General features: G+C 70.8%; 14 protein-coding genes. 9 read left to right on the top strand and 5 right to left on the bottom strand.

Going from position 1 to position 16,502, the window contains the following annotated elements; translation table 11 throughout:
• Positions 1-80 precede the first annotated feature (80 nt).
• Complete coding sequence (locus JRI60_RS30115) at positions 81-1,298, bottom strand: MFS transporter (protein ID WP_204219327.1); 1,218 nt, start codon at positions 1,296-1,298, stop codon at positions 81-83.
• A 112-nt stretch (positions 1,299-1,410) separates the two neighbouring features.
• On the opposite strand from JRI60_RS30115, the gene gcvA reads away from it, so the two are divergent.
• From gcvA to JRI60_RS30095, 4 genes are all read left to right on the top strand, one after another.
• A complete protein-coding gene (gene gcvA, locus JRI60_RS30110; protein WP_204219326.1) occupies positions 1,411-2,301 on the top strand; it encodes a transcriptional regulator GcvA in 891 nt (296 codons plus the stop codon).
• A 104-nt stretch (positions 2,302-2,405) separates the two neighbouring features.
• Entirely contained in the window at positions 2,406-2,945 is a 540-nt protein-coding gene (locus JRI60_RS30105) for an RNA polymerase sigma factor (RefSeq protein WP_204229152.1), read from the top strand.
• On the top strand, positions 2,945-3,604 hold the full coding sequence (locus tag JRI60_RS30100; RefSeq protein WP_204219325.1) for a DUF1109 domain-containing protein: 660 nt from the start codon (positions 2,945-2,947) through the stop codon (positions 3,602-3,604). Before JRI60_RS30105 ends, JRI60_RS30100 begins: the two co-directional genes overlap by 1 nt.
• Positions 3,604-3,939 carry a Carotenogenesis protein CarS gene (locus JRI60_RS30095; protein ID WP_204229151.1) on the top strand — a complete coding sequence of 112 codons (336 nt, stop codon included), beginning with the start codon at positions 3,604-3,606 and terminating at the stop codon, positions 3,937-3,939. The genes JRI60_RS30100 and JRI60_RS30095 overlap by 1 nt, the downstream gene beginning before the upstream one ends.
• Positions 3,940-3,954: 15 nt before the next feature.
• Here JRI60_RS30095 and JRI60_RS30090 read toward each other — a convergent pair whose 3' ends face one another.
• Positions 3,955-4,425 carry a PIN domain-containing protein gene (locus JRI60_RS30090; RefSeq protein WP_204219324.1) on the bottom strand — a complete coding sequence of 157 codons (471 nt, stop codon included), beginning with the start codon at positions 4,423-4,425 and terminating at the stop codon, positions 3,955-3,957.
• 188 nt (positions 4,426-4,613) lie between these two features.
• Here JRI60_RS30090 and JRI60_RS30085 point away from each other — a divergent pair, with 188 nt between their 5' ends.
• The 3 genes from JRI60_RS30085 (at position 4,614) to JRI60_RS30075 (ending at position 8,829) form a co-directional block, all read left to right on the top strand.
• Positions 4,614-5,873: a GAF domain-containing sensor histidine kinase gene (locus JRI60_RS30085; protein ID WP_204219323.1), complete on the top strand. Its 1,260-nt coding sequence runs from the start codon at positions 4,614-4,616 to the stop codon at positions 5,871-5,873.
• 224 nt (positions 5,874-6,097) lie between these two features.
• The gene (locus JRI60_RS30080; protein WP_204219322.1) at positions 6,098-7,984 is read left to right on the top strand and encodes an ATP-binding protein; all 1,887 of its coding nucleotides are present in this window, start codon (positions 6,098-6,100) and stop codon (positions 7,982-7,984) included.
• A gap of 74 nt (positions 7,985-8,058) precedes the next feature.
• Entirely contained in the window at positions 8,059-8,829 is a 771-nt protein-coding gene (locus JRI60_RS30075; RefSeq protein ID WP_204219321.1) for an SIR2 family NAD-dependent protein deacylase, read from the top strand.
• A 100-nt stretch (positions 8,830-8,929) separates the two neighbouring features.
• Here the strand turns inward: JRI60_RS30075 and JRI60_RS30070 are convergent, their stop codons facing one another.
• Positions 8,930-10,540 (bottom strand): bifunctional metallophosphatase/5'-nucleotidase, encoded by a 1,611-nt coding sequence (locus JRI60_RS30070; RefSeq protein ID WP_204219320.1) that lies wholly within the window; start codon positions 10,538-10,540, stop codon positions 8,930-8,932.
• Positions 10,541-10,653: 113 nt separating this feature from the next.
• On the opposite strand from JRI60_RS30070, the gene JRI60_RS30065 reads away from it, so the two are divergent.
• A complete protein-coding gene (locus JRI60_RS30065; RefSeq protein ID WP_204219319.1) occupies positions 10,654-11,706 on the top strand; it encodes a hypothetical protein in 1,053 nt (350 codons plus the stop codon).
• Here the strand turns inward: JRI60_RS30065 and JRI60_RS30060 are convergent.
• Positions 11,603-14,671, bottom strand: coding sequence for a cyclic nucleotide-binding domain-containing protein (locus tag JRI60_RS30060; RefSeq protein WP_204219318.1), 3,069 nt, complete (start codon positions 14,669-14,671; stop codon positions 11,603-11,605). The genes JRI60_RS30065 and JRI60_RS30060 overlap by 104 nt on opposite strands.
• A gap of 99 nt (positions 14,672-14,770) precedes the next feature.
• On the bottom strand, positions 14,771-15,751 hold the full coding sequence (locus JRI60_RS30055; protein WP_204219317.1) for a PKD domain-containing protein: 981 nt from the start codon (positions 15,749-15,751) through the stop codon (positions 14,771-14,773).
• Between the two features lie 202 nt (positions 15,752-15,953).
• On the opposite strand from JRI60_RS30055, the gene JRI60_RS30050 reads away from it, so the two are divergent.
• The gene (locus JRI60_RS30050) at positions 15,954-16,475 is read left to right on the top strand and encodes a hypothetical protein (protein WP_204219316.1); all 522 of its coding nucleotides are present in this window, start codon (positions 15,954-15,956) and stop codon (positions 16,473-16,475) included.
• Positions 16,476-16,502 lie beyond the last annotated feature (27 nt).

The raw sequence follows: 16,502 nt of genomic DNA, 5'->3' as shown, positions 1-16,502 counted from the left end.
ATCCCCCCCGGGGGTTGGGTGTGACGCGGTAAGTCATGCACAGCCCGAAACCCGGATGCAAAGGATTTCTGGGAAATCACCTATTCGCGTGTCACGGGACGGAAACGGCTCAGGACGACGCCCGCCACGAGGAGCACGGCCCCGAGCGGGAGCAGGGCCGCCGTGGCCAGCACCGGGCGCGCGCCCCCGACGTCGAGCAGCACTCCCGCCAGCGCGCTGCCCCCGGCGATGCCGAGCGACCAGCACGCGCTATAGAAGGAGAAGCCCTCGGCCCGTCGCCCGGGCGGGAGCGCCCGCTGGAGGAGGAAGGTCAACGTCCCCGTCACCGGCGCGAGGAACAGGCCCGCCGCGACGAGCCACACGGCCAGCCCGTGCACCGAGGCCATCCACCCGAGCGGCAGCAGCAGCAGGCCCCACGCTCCCAGCAGCAGCTTCGCGCGCCATGTGCCCTCCTCGCGTCCCTTCGCGCCGGGGAGCAGGGTGTAGCCGAGTCCTCCCGCGGCGCTGGCGGCGGACAGGAGCGCGGCCAGCATGCCCCACAGCGCGGCGCCCGCTCCCATCTCCTCGAGCCGGGGAGGAATTCCCGCCTCCAGCGCGCCCCAGCTCACGCCCAGCACCGCCACCATGCCGAACACCGCCAGCGCACCGGGCGCGCGCCACACCCCCGTTCCCTCGCGCACCGCCACCGGAGCGGGTTCCGGCGCACGCTCGGGCAGGCCCAGGCTCAGTGCGCTCGCGACGAGCGCGCTCGCCCCCATCATCCCCAGCGCGAGCAGGGGCGCGCCGCTGGCCGTCGCCACTCCCACCAGCAACGGCCCCAGCACCCACTGCACCTCCACGAGCACCGCGTCCAGCGCGAAGGCCGCCTCCAGCCGCGAGGCCGGAGCCACCGAGGCCAGCAGGGCGCGCACTCCTCCCTGCACCCCGGAGGGCATCACGCCCAGCAGCAGGGACGCGGCCAGCAGCACCGGCGCCGGTGCGTGCAGCAGGGCCGCCACCCCGAGCCCCACCGCGAGCAGCGCCTGCCAGTGCAGCCCTCGCCGCAGGCCCACGAGCAGCGGCTCGCGATCCAGCATCCGCCCTCGCCACGGCGCCGCGAGGGCCGCTCCCACGGAGCAGGCGCTCGCCATCCACGCGCCGAAGGTGAAGGAGCCGGTGGCCTCGCGGCCCGCCAGCAACAGCGCGAACGTCATCATCGTCCCGGGCAGTCGCGCGAAGAACGCCGCCAGCACCCAGCGCCGCCAGGCCTGCTCCCGCCACAGGTCTCGGGGCAGGGCCACTCGCATCGTCGCCGCCATGGAAGTTCCTCCTCGAAGTCGCGGGCGAAGATGCGCTCCGGCACCTGTTCCGACAATCGATTAAGGTGCCCGGGTGTGGTGAGTTTTTCTCACCGTTCCCCCGGAGCCCCGCATGTCCGCGCCCCTGCCTCCCCTCAATGCCCTGCGCGCCTTCGAGGCCGCCGCGCGCCACGGCCACATGGGACGTGCCGCGCGCGAGCTGGGCGTCACCCACGGCGCGGTGAGCCGGCAGGTGCACCTCCTGGAGGAGCACCTGGGCAACAAGCTGTTCAACCGCGTCGGGCGGGGCCTGGAGCTCACCGAGCGGGGCCGCGAGCTGGCCGAGCGCGCCACGCGCATCTTCGCGGACCTCTCCTGGGCGGTGGACCGCGTCAACGCGAAGCCCACGGCGGCCACCCTGCTGGTGGGCGTGCCTCGCGCCTTCTCCATCCGGTGGCTGGCGCCGCGGCTCGGCGGCTTCTGCGAGGCCCACCCGTGGATCGATCTCCGGGTGGACAGCTCACGTGACGAGGTGGAGCTCGGCCGGGGCGAGGCGGACGTGAGCATCCGTTTCGGCGAGGGCCCCTGGCCGGGCGTGGTGGTGGACGCGCTGGGCGAGGAGCGGCTGTTCCCCGTGTGTGCCCCCTCGCTGCTGCACGGGGGCCGCCCGCTGCGCAGCGTGACGGACCTGTCGAGGCACTCCCTGCTGCACTTCGCCGACACGCCCGACTGGGCGAGCTGGCTGAAGGCCGTGGGCGCCACCGGCGTGGACCCGGCGCGAGGCCCCCGCTTCAGCGAGCTGGCGGCGGTGCTCTCCGCGGCCGAGGCGGGGCAGGGGATCGCCATCGCGCGCAGCACCCTCGTGCAGCGCGAGCTCCAGAGTGGACGGCTGGTGCGGCCCTTCTCGGGTGAGGCCGTGGATGGCCGGGGCTACTTCCTGCTCACCACGGCGCGGGGCAACCGGCAACCCAAGGTGGGCGCCTTCCGGACGTGGCTGCTGCGGCAGTTCGGCGCGGCGCGGTAGCGGGCGGACAGTTTCCCCAATCTTCTCGCCACCTTGCGGGCCGAGCGGCCTACGGTGCCGGACGCGGAAACGTTTTTGGGGGTGGAACGTACGTGAGCTCGAGGATGGGGAGTCAGACGGACGAAGAGCTCATGGAACGATTCCGCAACGGTGAACACGACGCGTTCGAGGTCCTCTTCGCCCGGCATTCCGGACGGGTGCAGGGCTTCCTGACGCGAATGGTGCGGGACGGGCCCCTGGCGGAGGACCTGCTGCAGACGACGTTCCTGTCGGTCATCCGCGCCAGGGGGAGGTTCGAGCCGGGCACCCGCTTCGCGCCCTGGCTGCTGACCATCGCGGCGAACGCGGCGCGCGATGCGCTGCGACGCCGCCAGCACAGCGAGGCGTTCTCCCAGGAGCCCGACGCCGCGCCCTCGTCGGTCGCGCCCGGCGTGGGAGATCCGGGAATGCGCAAGCGCATCGAGGACGCGCTGCAGCAGTTGCCTCCGGAGCAGCGCGAGGCGGTCATCCTCAGCAAGGTCGAGGGCTGGTCCTTCGAGGAGATCGCCGAGCTGCGAGGCATCCGCGTGGGCGCGGCCCGCGTGCGTGCACACCGTGGATACGAGAAGCTCCGGCTGCTGCTGGGCGAGCTGGGGGACGCCTGATGGAATCGCCCATCGACCTGTTGCTCAGGGAGGAGCCGCGGACGGGTGGCGCCGCGCGCGAACGGGCCCTGGCCGCTGCTCGCGGGGAGCTGGCCCGCAACCCGCCGGTGCGCAACTGGCGCACGGAGGCCGCGTGGGTGTTCGCGGCCTCGGCGATCATGACGGCGGCGGTGGCCGGGGTGATGCTCGCCCTGGGCGCGACCTCCGGCGCCTTCCTGCTTGGCCGCGCGCCCCTGCTGGCGCTGCTGTGGTTCACCAGCGCGGTGTGTGCCTGGGGCTCGCTCGCGCCGCGCGGGTACCGCCTGAGGTTGCTCGGTGTGGGGATGGCTTTGGCCAGCGCCGCGTCGCTCGTCTTCACGCGGGGCTCGGTCCATGCCGAGCCCACCCTGCCGGGCTGGGTCTGCACGGCCAGTCACGTCGGCGTGGGGCTCATCCCGCTGGTGGTGGCCGTGGTCTTCCTGCGCAGCGCCGCCTTCCGCCCGTTGCGAGCCCTGCTGGCGGGCCTGTCCGTGGGGGTGACGGGGGCCTTCGTGGGAGAGCTGGCGTGCTCCCAGGGCTGGCGGCACGTCCTGGGCTACCACCTGTCGGCCTGGGCGATCGTCGCCGTCGTGACGCTCGCGGTCTCGCGGTCCCTCCTTCCCCGGTCTTTCGCACCATGATGATCCAGGATCCCTCTCTCATCCTGTTGGAGGACGTGGAAGGTGCGCCCGTGCGGATCGGCGAGACGGTGAAGATCGTCAGCGCCTCGTCGGATGGCACCCTCAGCCAGTTGTTCCTCGGCCGCACCGGCGTGGTGGTGTCGCTCGTGTTCGACGACCCGGCGGTCCAGTACCCGGAGGATCCGCTCATCCAGGTCCGCGTCGACGGAGTCGGAGAGGATCTCTTCTTCCCGGAGGAGCTCGAGCTCGCGCCGGAGTGGGCGCGGCGCCGCATCTCCGAGCTTCGGCAAACGGTGCGGGACGCCGAGCGGCGCGACCCGGAGCGGGTGCCCTGACGCGGGCTCCGTCGCTCAGCGCTCGGTCGGGCGCAGCCGCTCCGAGGCCCGCCGGGAGGTGAGGATGTCGAACGGCACGTCATGCCGTCCGGCGAGCGCGAGCACCCGCTTGTCCTTGCTCACCAGCCAGTGGGCTCCGACGCGCGCCGCGAGGACGAGGAACTTCTGATCAGCCCGGTCCCGGCAGCGGGGCAGGGGCGGTGGCGCACCGGTGGCCTCGGGCGCCATGCGCAGGAGGCTCCGGTAGCGCTCGGAGGCCGTCCGCCGGGCCGCCTCGTCCAGCGCGAAGGAGGGGTAGGCGAGGACATATTCCAGCTCTCCCAGGGTCTCCGCATCGGCCCACGCGATGGCCCGGCCCGACGTCAGGGCCTCCACGAGGGGTCGGGAGAAGGGGTCGTCGAACACCAGGATGTCCAGGACCACGTTGGTGTCGAGGACCAGGGACAGGGGAGGCGCCGGAGTAGGAGGAGCGAGGGAGCGAGACATGCCAGCAGCGTGGGGCCGCAGTGTAGTCGCTCCCATGCTTCATGGCATGGCCACCAGGCGACCAGTGGCGGCTTTCGGGGCCTGGGAACGCGGTCGCGGACCGCCGCCGTTTCCTCCTCTGAGCCTGGAGCGCGGTGGCCCCGGACTCCCAACCCTACGCGGAGCACCAGGGGCGGATGCGCATGGATTTGAGCGATCGAGCTGAGATCGCGGGAGTCTCGTTCCAGGACGCCCTTCTTCTGCTGGAGGCTGTTCGCTCCCTGTCCCAGGCTCCCGATGTCCACACGGTGGCCCGACGGGTCTGTACCCAGGTGAAGCAGCTCCTGGGTTCCGATGGTGTCTCCTTCGTCCTGTGCGATGGCGAGTACGTCTACTACGCGGAGGAGGAGGCTCCCACGCCCCTCTGGAAGGGACGCCGGTTTCCCGCGACGGAGTGCATTTCCGGGTGGGCGATCCTGCACCGTCGGACGGCGGTGATCGAGGACGTGTACGTCGACTCGCGGATCCCCATCGAGGCGTACCGTCCCACGTTCGTCAAGAGCCTCGCCATGATGCCGATCGGACACGAGCGACCCCTCGGTGCCATTGGCGCCTACTGGGCCCGCACGCACAAGGCGACCGAGCGGGAGCTGTTCCTGCTCGGCGTCATCGCCGATGCCGCGCAGAACGCGCTCTCCCAGGTCGAGCTGCGGCAGGAGGTGGCCCGTCTCCAGTCGCGAAGCACCCCTGGGGCCGGGAGCCGGGACGTCGCGGGGGACCCGATGCTCGCGCGCCTCCTCCCCGTCATCGCACATGATCTGAAGAATCCACTGGGCGCCATCTCGCTCGCGGCCCAGTCGCTCTCGAGGCGGGGCTCCCTCCGCGACGGCGATGTGGTGAGCGTCCGGAGGATCCTCTCCAGCGTGGAGCGTGCACGGCATCTCGTGGACGAGATCCTCGAGTACGCCCGTGTCCGTGAGCAGGGAGGGTTGCCGCTGGACATCGCGGAGACGCGGTTGGATGACGTCGCCCGGACCGTCATCGACGAGGCCCGGACCGTGTTCCCCAACCGGGACATCGAGTTCGTCGCCGAGCAGGTGTGCGGAGCGTGGGACGCCCATCGGCTGGCGGAGGTGTTCTCGAACCTCTTGGGCAACGCGCTCCAGTACGGCCATCCGGAGTCACCGGTCACGCTTCACGTCAGCGCCCACCAGGGCGAGTGCCACCTCGAGGTCCACAACACCGGTCCCGCCATTCCCCCGGACGTCCTGCCGGTCTTGTTCGAGCCCTTCCGGCGGGGCCGGAGCGATGGCCGGGGTTCGGTGGGCCTGGGTCTCTTCATCGTGAGCCAGATCGTCCAGGCGCACGGCGGGCGCATCGAGGTCCAATCGACTCCCGCGCACGGCACCACGTTCACGGTCCACCTGCCCACGCGCCAGTCCCTGCCCATCGAGCTCCACAGCGCCTGATGCGACGCGATTCCCGCTCCCGGGGGAGATCATCCGGCGGCGCGTAGTGTTTCCCAGTCCACGTCATGCGCTCTTCGGGGACGCCAGAGTCCCCTCCGAACTCGCACCCACGCTTGCCGGATCCACGGGGATTATCCGGATTGCCGCAGATGGCCGTCCGGGCGTTTGAACTCCCCGGGAGGGGAGCCGATGCTCTCCGGAACAGACTTGGACTGGGGGGCAACATGATGGGCCAGGATCCGCATGCGTGGTTCATCGCGCCGTTGGATGGGTTTCTCTCGGAGTCCTTGCGCCGGGCGCCTCCGGTCGAGCTCAGCCGGGCCCGGCTGCTCGTCGGGGTGTGTTGTGGCCTGCTCGCGTGTGATCTGCTGGCCCTGCTGTACTTGTGGTCGAAGCCGGGCTCGCCCTGGGGCATCGTCGCGGTGTGCTGGATCTGCCTGGTGGGCTTCGGGGCGGCGCTGATGCAGCTGCGCCAGTCGTCCTCGACCCGGTACGTGGCGCTGCTGTTGTGCACCCTGATGACGCTGGGGATCCTCATCAGCATCCTCCACATGAGGAGCCTGGCGTTGGCCACGCACGCCTCGATCATGCTCATCCCGGTGGTATCGGTCTACCTGGTGGGATGGCGCCTGGGCCTGCTCTTCTCCGCGCTCACCAGCGTGAGCGTGGGCCTCGTCTTCCCGTTGTACGCCGTGGACGCTCCGACGTTCTCCGAGTGGGGGCGGTGTGCCTTCGCGGCCTTCTACGTCCTGTGCGCCTGGGCGGTGGGCTGGCTCTTCGTCCTGGCTCGGGACGAGGCGCAGGCCACGGTCGAGCGGACGTTGCGGACGCTGGGCGAGAGCGAGGGCAAGCTGGTCAGTCTCATCGAGAGCACCGATGATCTGATCCTCTCCCTGGACGCCGAGGAGCGCGTGCTCACCGCCAACGACACGGCGAGACGGCTCTTCCGGCAGCTGGCGGGCAGGGAGCTGTTGCCGGGCGAGCCCGCCTTCAACCTCTCCACCCGGGAGGATCAGGGGTTCTGGCGCGAGCTGCTGGCCCGAGCGCTCGGCGGAGAGCGCGTGAGGCAGGAGAAGCTCATCTCGTTGGGGGAGGGGACCTTCACGATGGAGCTGCTCCTCAGTCCCGTATGGGGGGAGGGCAAGCGCGTGGTGGGCACGACGCTCATCGGACGCGACATCACCGTGCGCAAGCAGGCCGAGGCCCGGTTGAGCGAGATGCACCGCAGCCTGCTGGAGGTGTCGCGCCAGGCGGGCATGGCGGAGATCGCCACGGGCGTGCTGCACAACGTGGGCAACGCGCTCAACAGCGTGAATGTCGCGGCGGGTGTGGTCACGGAGCGGCTGCTCGGCATGCACGTGCCCAGCATGGGCCGGGCGGCGCAACTGCTGGACGAGCACTCGGCGGACCTGGGCGCCTTCTTCACCAGCGACCCGCGAGGGCGGCAGTTCCCGGCCTACCTGAAGCTGCTCTCACGCCAGCTCGCGCAGGAGCGCGAGGCGGCGCTGACGGAGATGCACACGCTGTGCTCCAGCGTGGATCACATCAAGGCCGTGGTGAGCATGCAGCAGCGGCACGCGCGCCACTCCGAGGTGGTGGAGTCGTTGCCGGTGCCCGAGCTGCTCGACGACGCGCTGCGCCTGCACTCCCTCTCCTTCGAGCAGGTGGGCATCCAGGTCCGGCGCGAGTATGTCCCGCTGCCGCCCGTCTGGGGGGACAGGCACAAGCTGTTGCAGATCCTGCTCAACCTCTTGAGCAACGCGCGCCACGCGCTCCTGGAGGGGGACAGCCCGGAGAGGTTGCTCACGCTCCGGGTGGGGCCGGGGACGGGAGGGCGGCTGCGCATCGAGGTGGCCGACACCGGGATAGGGGTCGCCCCGGAGCACCTGCCGCGCCTCTTCACCCAGGGCTTCACCACCAAGAAGGACGGGCACGGCTTCGGGCTGCACATCAGCGCGCTGGCCGCCGAGGAGATGCATGGCTCGCTCTCCTGCGTCAGTGCCGGGCGGGGGCAGGGCGCCACCTTCATCCTCGAGCTGCCCGCCGGAGATGCTCCTCCCGCGTACGTCGCCCTCGGCGAGGCGGTGGCCCAGGAGGCCTGCGCCGGGTAGCCGAGTGCCTCGGGGTCTACTCTCCTCCGGGTTCGGGCTTGCGAGGGGCTCGCCAGCACTGCGACGCTCCCCTCATGGACACAGCGCTCGAGCGCGTCATCGCGCACCTGTCCCGGGCCCGGAGTGTGCTGTTCGTCACGGGCGCCGGAATCTCCGCGGAGTCGGGCATCCCCACGTACCGGGGCATCGGTGGGCTCTACAATGACGAGCACACCGAGGAGGGTATTCCCATCGAGGTGGCGCTCTCGGGGAGCATGTTCCGGCGCCGGCCCGAGCTGACCTGGCACCACATCCACCGGATCGAGCAGGCCTGCCGCGGCGCCTCCTTCAACCGCGCCCATGAGGTTCTCGCGCTCCTCGAGGGCTGCTTCGAGCACTGCTGGGTCCTCACCCAGAACGTCGACGGGTTCCACAAGGCCGCGGGCTCGAAGCATGTCATCGACATCCACGGCGACATCCATGACCTGCGCTGTACGCGCTGCTCGTTCTCCGAGCGCGTCGCGGATTACTCCCAGCTGGCGCCGTGCCCGTCGTGTCCCAGGTGTGGCGCCGTGCTGCGCCCCGAGGTCGTCCTCTTCGAGGAGCTGTTGCCTCCCTCGAAGGTGGCGCTGATGGAGCGGGCGCTCTTCCGCGGCTTCGACGTGGTGTTCTCCATTGGTACCTCGAGCTTGTTCCCGTACATCAACGGACCCGTGCTCGAGGCCGCGGCTCGCGGGCTCCCCACCGTGGAGATCAACCCGGGGCGCACCCAGTTGTCGGATGTCGTCGATGTCCGGTTGGAGATGGGCGCCGTGGCCGCTTTCGAGGCCCTGTGGGCCGCTCGGGACCGGTGGAAGCACGGGTGAAAAAACGAGGGGCCCGGTACCCTCACCCCGTCCCTCTCCCGGAGGGAGAGGGGTAGGGGGGGACACCGGACCCCGGGGACCTCGTCGGAGGTCGTCCGCTTTACTTGACCACCTTGTCGAGTGGCTTGGCCTCGGTGGTGGCCTGCTCCTTCGTCCAGTCGATCACCGGCGTCTGCCACGACATGCCCGTCTCGCCCGGGTTCGGATCCAACTGCTCGAACCCGAAGCCGTCTCCCCCGAAGTAGAGGTACTCGATCGTCGCGACCGTGTACTCCTTCTTCGGATCCACCGGCTTGCCCTTGGCGTCCTTGAACTTGCCCTTGCCCGCCGCCGTGAAGCCCGAGAACACCGCCTCCGGGTTGGACAGCTGCTTCACCAGCTCGTCCCCCTTCACCTTCACCACCATCATCGAGTTCTCGAACGGCAGCACCGAGTACACGCTGCCCTTCGTCACCTTGCCCGCCGGCAGGCCCTCGCGCAGGCCCTTGCGGTTGAGCACCACCCCGTCCGTCTTCAGCTGCTCCTGGATGGCGCGCGTCACCCAGCTCGCCAGCTGCTTGGAGCCCTTGTCGAAGCCCTTCTTCGCGAAGCCGATCTCCTCGCCCAGCGCCGTGTCCAGCCGCGTCTTGTAGTCGGCGACCATCTTGGCGACCTCGGCGTCCGGCGCCGGAGCTCCCTCGCCACCCGTCACCTCCACCACCTTCGTCTCCACGCCGGTGACCTGCTCACCCTCCGGCTTGGACGCATCGAAGGTGTAGGCGGCACGCAGGTACTTGTCGAAGCCCAGTCCCAGCGACACGTAGGTGGTGTTGCCCTCCTTCGTGTCCACCGGCTGCGCGCAGCGGCCACCGGCCACCAGCGACACCTTCCACTCGGGGTGCTTGCCCACCACCGCCTGCAGGTCGCTGGGGCACTCGTCCGCCAGCACCACCACCGTGTCCGCACCGGCCTTGAGCGCCTCGGGCACCGCGCTCGACAGCGCCTGCTCGTCGGAGATCGTCTCCAGCCCCTCGGCGCGCCCGGCCATGGCCGTGGTCACCGTCTTGGGCGACGTCAGGCCCACCACGCCCACCTTCAGGCCCTGGCGATCGAACACCTTGAACGCCGGCAGCTCCCAGCCCTGCGCCAGCGCCGCGTCCTTCACCTTCAGGTTGGCCGCCAGGAAGGGGAAGCCGCCCAGCTGCTGGTTCTTCTGGAACTGCTCGCGCCCGTAGTCCAGCTCGTGGTTGCCCAGGGCCGAGGCGGCGAAGCCCATGCGCCCCATCACCGCCGAGGTGGGCTCTCCATAGAAGAAGGTGGAGATGGCCGGGCCGTTCCACGAGTCGCCGATGGACAGCGCCAGCGTGGCGCCATCCTTACAGGCCGCCTTGCCGTCCTCCTTCACCTGGCCGGCACAGTGCTTCTCGTTGGCTGTCCACCAGCCGAGCAGCTCCGCGGCGCCGGGGGTCGTCTTCTCGCCCTCGGTGCGCGGCAGCAGCTGGCCGTTGGGGCTGCCGGTGACGAGGACCGTCACCGTGACCGGCTTCGGCGCCGGCGGTGTCGCGGGAGCCTGCTGCGACGGCTGGGCCGTCTCGGCGGGCTTGTTCTCCTGGGTGGAATTCTTGTCGCAGCCGGTGAGCGTGCCCAGAAGGGCGAGCGCCACCACACCGGAAGCACGGCGCCACGGGCTCATCCCACCCGACACCGGCTTGGAAACGGACTCTCGATGCATGAGGGCACCTGGATTGTTGGCGATACGCCCGCGCGAATAGCACACCTCCCCCCGGGGATCGTCAAAAAGGGGTGGCGGGCACTCTCGTGTCACGCCGTGCTAGCGTCCGCGGCGTGCTGAGCCGTCAGAAGGACGTCCCACCTCCTGATTCCGCGCCGTCCTCCGCTCCCGAGCGGCCGGTATGGGAGGACGTGCGTCGAGGCGCCGGACACTTCCAACCCGGGAAGGTTTCAGCCCCAACGGACCGGGTGGGCCAGTTCGTCCATGGCCTCTGCCTGCCGTTCCACCTGATGCGGGTCCTCCTGGCGGACAGGGAGGTCCGGCGGCGGTACCTGATGGTGTGTGTCACCCAGGCGGTCGTCGTCCTGGCGCTGGCGGTGTCGTGCTCGGGCTCCTCGGGTGAGGACGCCGTGGAGTCCCTCAGGCCCGACGCGTGGAACAGGCAGTTCGTGTACTGGGCGGCGCTCTACTCCTCGCTACAGATTCCCCAGTGGATCGTCATCGCCCTTTCGCGCGACTACCACACGGCGCTCACCCGCGAGCTGAGCCTGAAGATGGGTCAGGTGCCAGAGGATGAACCGCTCACCCCGCGCGTCCGGCTCAATACCCAGTGGCTGGGGAAGAAGATGAGGCGCCGCTGGCAGGCGCTGGTGGTGTTCTCCCTCGGGTTGCCGCTGCTCTGGGCCGCCAAGAAGGTCATCCCGGGTGGGACGCTGCTCTTCCCGGTGATGCTGTCCCTCTGGGGCGCCTGGTGGTTCGTGGTCTACACCGCTGGCAAGAGCGCCCGGGCCTGGGCCGAGACGGAGCCGCGAGAGCCCTGGTTCCTGCGAGGCTGGGGGTGGTTGGCCTCGCGCATTCCGCTTTTGCGGTGGGGACCGTTCGGCAAGTACGGCTCGATGTGGACGAAACACACCCGGCCCCTGTTCTCCCCGGCCGCCAGCGTGGAGCGGCAGCCCTGGGTGCTCAGTGGGCTCGCGGTGGGGCGGGCGCTGGCGGTGCTCCCGCTGGTGAAGTGCTTCCTCCGGCCCGTCATCCCCGTGGCCGCCACCCACCTCCTCGCGGCTAGCCCGCCAGGGGCCGCTTCTGCTCCGGCTCCGGGGGCGCTCCCTCCTCCTTCTTCAGCTCCACCACCTCGCCCGTCTGGCGCGTCTCGGCCGACTGGATGAAGGCGCGCATCTGCTGGCTCACCGCGCGGAAGAAGCCCGTCAGCAGCTCCGGACGGTCCGCCAGCAGATCGAGGAAGTCGCGCCGGTCGATGACCAGCACCCGCGTGTCCTCCACCGCGATGATGTCGTTGGGGCGGGGCGCGCCGTCCAGCAGGCTCAGGTCGCCGAACGTCTCCTTGGCCTTCATCCGCAGCACGTGCTCGCCGTTGCTGAGCGCGTCCACCGAGCCCTCGATGATGACGTAGAGCGCGTCACCCGGATCTCCCTGGCTGTAGACGCGCTCGCCCGCGCGGAAGCGCGCCTCGCGGGCGATCGCCGCCACCGCCGCCACGTCGTCCACGTCGCTCTGCGAGAAGACGTGCACCTCCTCGAGGAGGAACAGCTTCTGCACCGTCGCCTGGCTCATGTCTCCCTCTTGGGCGGGCGGCAGGTCCATGCCGATCCTTCCCGCCACGTAGCGCGCGCACGCGCGCAGCATCACATCCTCGCTGCGGCACAGCCACGCGAGGTGCGCCTCCAACTGGCCCGGCGTGCCCGGGGGAAGATCCCGGTGGTGCGACTCCACCTGCTCCCGCACCAGCGACCGGTCCTCCTCGTTGGTGAGCGTCTCCAGCAGCTCCAGCGCGTACGCCCGCCGCCGCGCGTCCTGTCCCGCCACGTGCTGGTGCACGCGCCGCATCACCTGGGGCGGGTGCAGCAGGCCCAGCAGGAAGAAGGACAGCTCCAGCGCCTGATCCAACCGGTCTCCCACCACGCGCGTGAGCAGCGAGTGGTCCCCCAGCTCCGCGCGCAAGTCGCGGAAGGGCCCCACCATGGCCCGGTACACGTCGCGGCGCCGCACGAGCGCCTCGCGGACGCGATCCTCGTCCACCGGGTGCTCGGGGTGCTCGTCGCGCAGGCGCGACAGCTCCGCGCCGATGCGGAAGTGCAGCCGGGCATCGTCGCGCACGTTGGAGAAGAGCAGGGCGTGCAACGCCGCCGGCGTCCCGATGCGGCGCAGCACGCGCGGCACCTGCAGCCGCATGGTCAGCGGCGCGGACAGGTCATTGAGCGTGGCCTCCAGCAGCGGCGTCACCTCGTCGCCCAGGGCGGCCAGGGCCTCGCGCGCCTCGCGCCGCTCCTCGCGCCAGGTGAGGTACGTCAGCAGCCGGGGCGCCAGCTTCACGTAGCCGCCCTCGCCCACGGAGCGCACCGCCACCCGCCGCACCGAGCTGTCCAGATCGCCCAGGAACGTCGTCAGCATGGGCGTGTAGCTCTGATCTCCCAGCCGGCCGAAGAGCCGGGCCACCTCGCGGCGATCCGCCACCGGGGCCTGCGAGCCACGCGCCGCCAGCGCTCCCAGCGACACGAGCGCCGCCGCGCGCCACCGGGTGCTCAGCAGGGCGCCAATGGCCGCGCAGCGCAGCCCCACGTCCGGGCTCTGCAATAGCGGTGGCAGCAGCACCTCGGCCCGCTCCGGCGCCAGCTTCGCCAGCGCCCACACCGCGCTGTCCCTGGGACGGCGGGTGCCCTGGGTGACCAGCTCCTCCAGCAGCGGCGCCGTCTCGGTGGCCTCCAGCTCCTGCGCCAGGGTCACGGCGCGCTCCTGGACCCGCTCGTGCGAGTGGCGCAGCAGCACGGGCAGGTGGGGCCGCAGGGGCAGCCCCTCCTGCGCCATGATCTCCATCGCGTGCAGCACGCGATCCGGCGCGCTCGAGCCCAGCGCCTCCACCAGCAACCGGCGATCCTCCCGGCCCAGCTCCTCCTCGTCCTGGGCGCCCACCTGCTCACCCAGCGCCTCCACGTAGGCCGGCCGCAGGCGCAGCAGCAGCACGCCGAGCAGTCCGCACAGGCCCACCACCGCCAGCGCCATGGTGCGGCCGTCGGCCGAGCGGCCCGCGCCGATGAGCAGCACGCCCGCCAGCACCGTGCCGCCCTTGCGCAGCAGCCCGTCCACCGCGCCGCGCAGCGCCTCGCGCTCGGTGTCCGGCACCGCCGCGTACAGCAGCTGCACGCCCACCGGCAGCAGCGAGTAGTTCACCGCGTTCTCCAGCAGCCGCAGCAGGTGTACCGGCCACAGCTCCTTCGTCACCAGCGAGGCCACCGCCAGCGGCGCCATGGCTCCCGGCAGCAGCGCCAGGTAGCGCATCAGCCCCAGCCGCTTGAGCAGCCGCTCGGCCAGCAGGAGCTGGAAGATGACGCACACCAGGCCGATCCACAGCTGCAGCGAGCCGAAGAGCGCCGCCAGCCCGTCCTCGCTGAGGGTGCGCGCCACGCGCAGGCGGAAGAGGTAGTCCACGAAGGAGGACAGCAGCGCGAAGCTCACCCCGAGCGCTGCCAGCACGCGGGCATAGCTGCTGGTGGCCAGGTACTCCCAGGCCGCGACGGAGGGGGCCAGGTGGCGGCCGCGCGGCTGGGGCGCCTCGCTCTGGTGGAAGTGGATGGCCACCGCCGCGGCGCACAGGGACAGCGCTCCGCCCGCCACGATGGCCGCGGTGCCGAGCCGCTCGGCCAGTCCCTGCACCAGCAGTCCCCCCAGCATGCCTCCCGCCATGCCGATGCCGTTGAGCACGGTGAAGGCCCGCCGGGCCTCTCGCGCGTCGAAGGCCGACGCCATCCGCCCCCAGAAGCGCAGGGAGATGAACGTCGTGAAGGCGTCCACGAAGAGGTACAGCACCAGCGCCGGAATCCGCTGGCCCACGGACACGCCCGTGGCCAGCCCCAGCACCATCAGCGCTCCCACCCCGGTGAGGATGCTGAGGGACTCACTGCGCGCGTGGGGCTCCTTGCGCGGAAGCACCGTCAGCGCCGCCACGAGCAACGCGCCCACCAGGTACAGGTAGGGCATCGTGTGCGACTCGAAGCGTGACAGGACGAGCGCGTTGGCAGCCGTCTTCAGCTGCGTCACGCTGGCGATGAGGGCGAACTGGAACGTCGCCGCGGGCCACAATCGATGGCCCCAGGACTGTGAGTCTCGCGCAGCCACGGGCCGCCCAGTCTAACTGTCCAAAACCGGAATTTCCAGAACGAAGCATACGCCTGGAGTCCCGGTGGGCAGGCGAGCGGGCTTGACAGGGGAGGGGGATCAGTCCTCCGCCGCTCCGCCGAGGATCCACGAGCGGATGCGCACGAGCTCGCCCGGGTGGGTGTCGAAGTAGTCCGGGTCGTTGCGCGGCATGCGGCTGCCACAGCGCGTGCCGGAGAGCTTCATCACGAGCGCGGACTCCTCCGGGTTGCCGGGGTCCACCCGCAGGCAGTCGGTGCAGCCCCGGGTCAGGGCCTTCACCCCGACGAGCGCCGCGTGGCTCTGGCCCGGCGAGAGATCCAACCCGCCGCTCCGGCCGTGACACCGGGTGCACAGCGAGTCCCAGAGCACCTGGATGTCCTCGGCGTACCTGGGCATCCGCACCGGCACGGTCACCATCCGGCGTACCGGGGCGCCATGGCCGTCCGAGACGAGCACCTCGAAGGAGAAGTCCGTCCCGGTGCCCACCTCGGGCGAGTACCAGGTGACGCTCGCTCCCTCCGGGCCCGACACGAAGGTGCCCTGGGGCCCGGGCCCGAGCTGGCGCCAGAGGTACGTGAGGGCATCTCCGTCCGGATCATGCGCCAGCGCCGACAGGGTGAGGGTGTCCCCGGCCCTCACCTGGGAGGGAGACGCCCCGGGTTCCCCGGCGAATACCGGGGCTCGATTGCTCCGCTCCGACGGGGGCTGGACCTTCACCTGCACCTCGGCCTGCGTGGTGCCTCCGTGCGCGTCCGCCACGGTGACGCGCAGCGTGAAGAGCTTCGTCGTCCGCACCACCGGAGCCAGCCAGGTGGGCGAGGGCGAGCCGGGATCACTGAACGTCCCCTCGGGAGACTCGGGCCACTGCTTCCAGGTGTAGGTGAGCGCCCCTCCAGAGGGATCCACCGCCTGGATGGAGAGCTTCACCGGCAGTGGACCCTCGACCAGATCGGGCCGTGCGGCGGGTCCCCGGAGGATGACCGGGCCGTCGCAGGAGCACAGCAGGACACACACCAACAGGAGCCGCGTGACGGCACGCTTTCGCACGGAAGACCGCATGGGCCACCCCCCTCCGGAGCACGCCATCCTCCGGCCCTGGCCCGGGGACGCCGGACCCCGAGACACCTGTCACCAGATGTCTGGTTGCAACGAATGGAAGCTAGTCAGTGATTGCCACCATGCACGAGGCGAACTCCCGGTTGCCTGGCGCCCCGGGGTCGGGTTTGAGTACGAGACGAGTTGGTCCTACTCTGGGGGCACCATGATCACCGCTGTAATCCTTGCCCTTCTCTGTTCGGCTCCCGACGCCCCTGGCGCGAAGCTGTCGCCCGATGCGCTCGCCGCGCCTCCCAAGGCGGATGAGTCGCCAACGGCCTGGGCCTGCACGGTGGAGACGCTGCGGGCGGGCCGCGAATGTGTCTTCGAGGCCGAGGTGACCGCTCCGTCCTCCACCGATGTGCAGGCGCAGGCGGCCAGCAACGTCCGCACGCTCAAGGACATCGGCCACACGCTGTGCGCGCAGGCAGCGAAGCCGCCCTCGGGAAGCGCGACGGACAAGAACCTCGTGGCGCTGTGCGAGCGCAAGTACGCCGACACCACCGAGGACGCCTGTGGCCTGGAGGGGAAGCTGCCCATCATCGACGCGAAGGGCCGCTTCGCGCCGGCCGCGCGGCACTGCTACCACCAACTGTCCGAGCTGCTGCAGGACGTCACCATGAGGGCGACGGTGGCCTCCCTGTCCCGCCCGACCCAGGAGCCGGACAAGTCCGCGGGGTCGCTGTGATGGCGGCCGGCGGAATGGAACGAGGAA

The sequence above is a fragment of the Archangium violaceum genome, from assembly GCF_016887565.1.
Taxonomy (GTDB): Bacteria; Myxococcota; Myxococcia; order Myxococcales; family Myxococcaceae; genus Archangium; species Archangium violaceum_B.
This window is presented reverse-complemented; position numbering and strand designations above follow the sequence as displayed.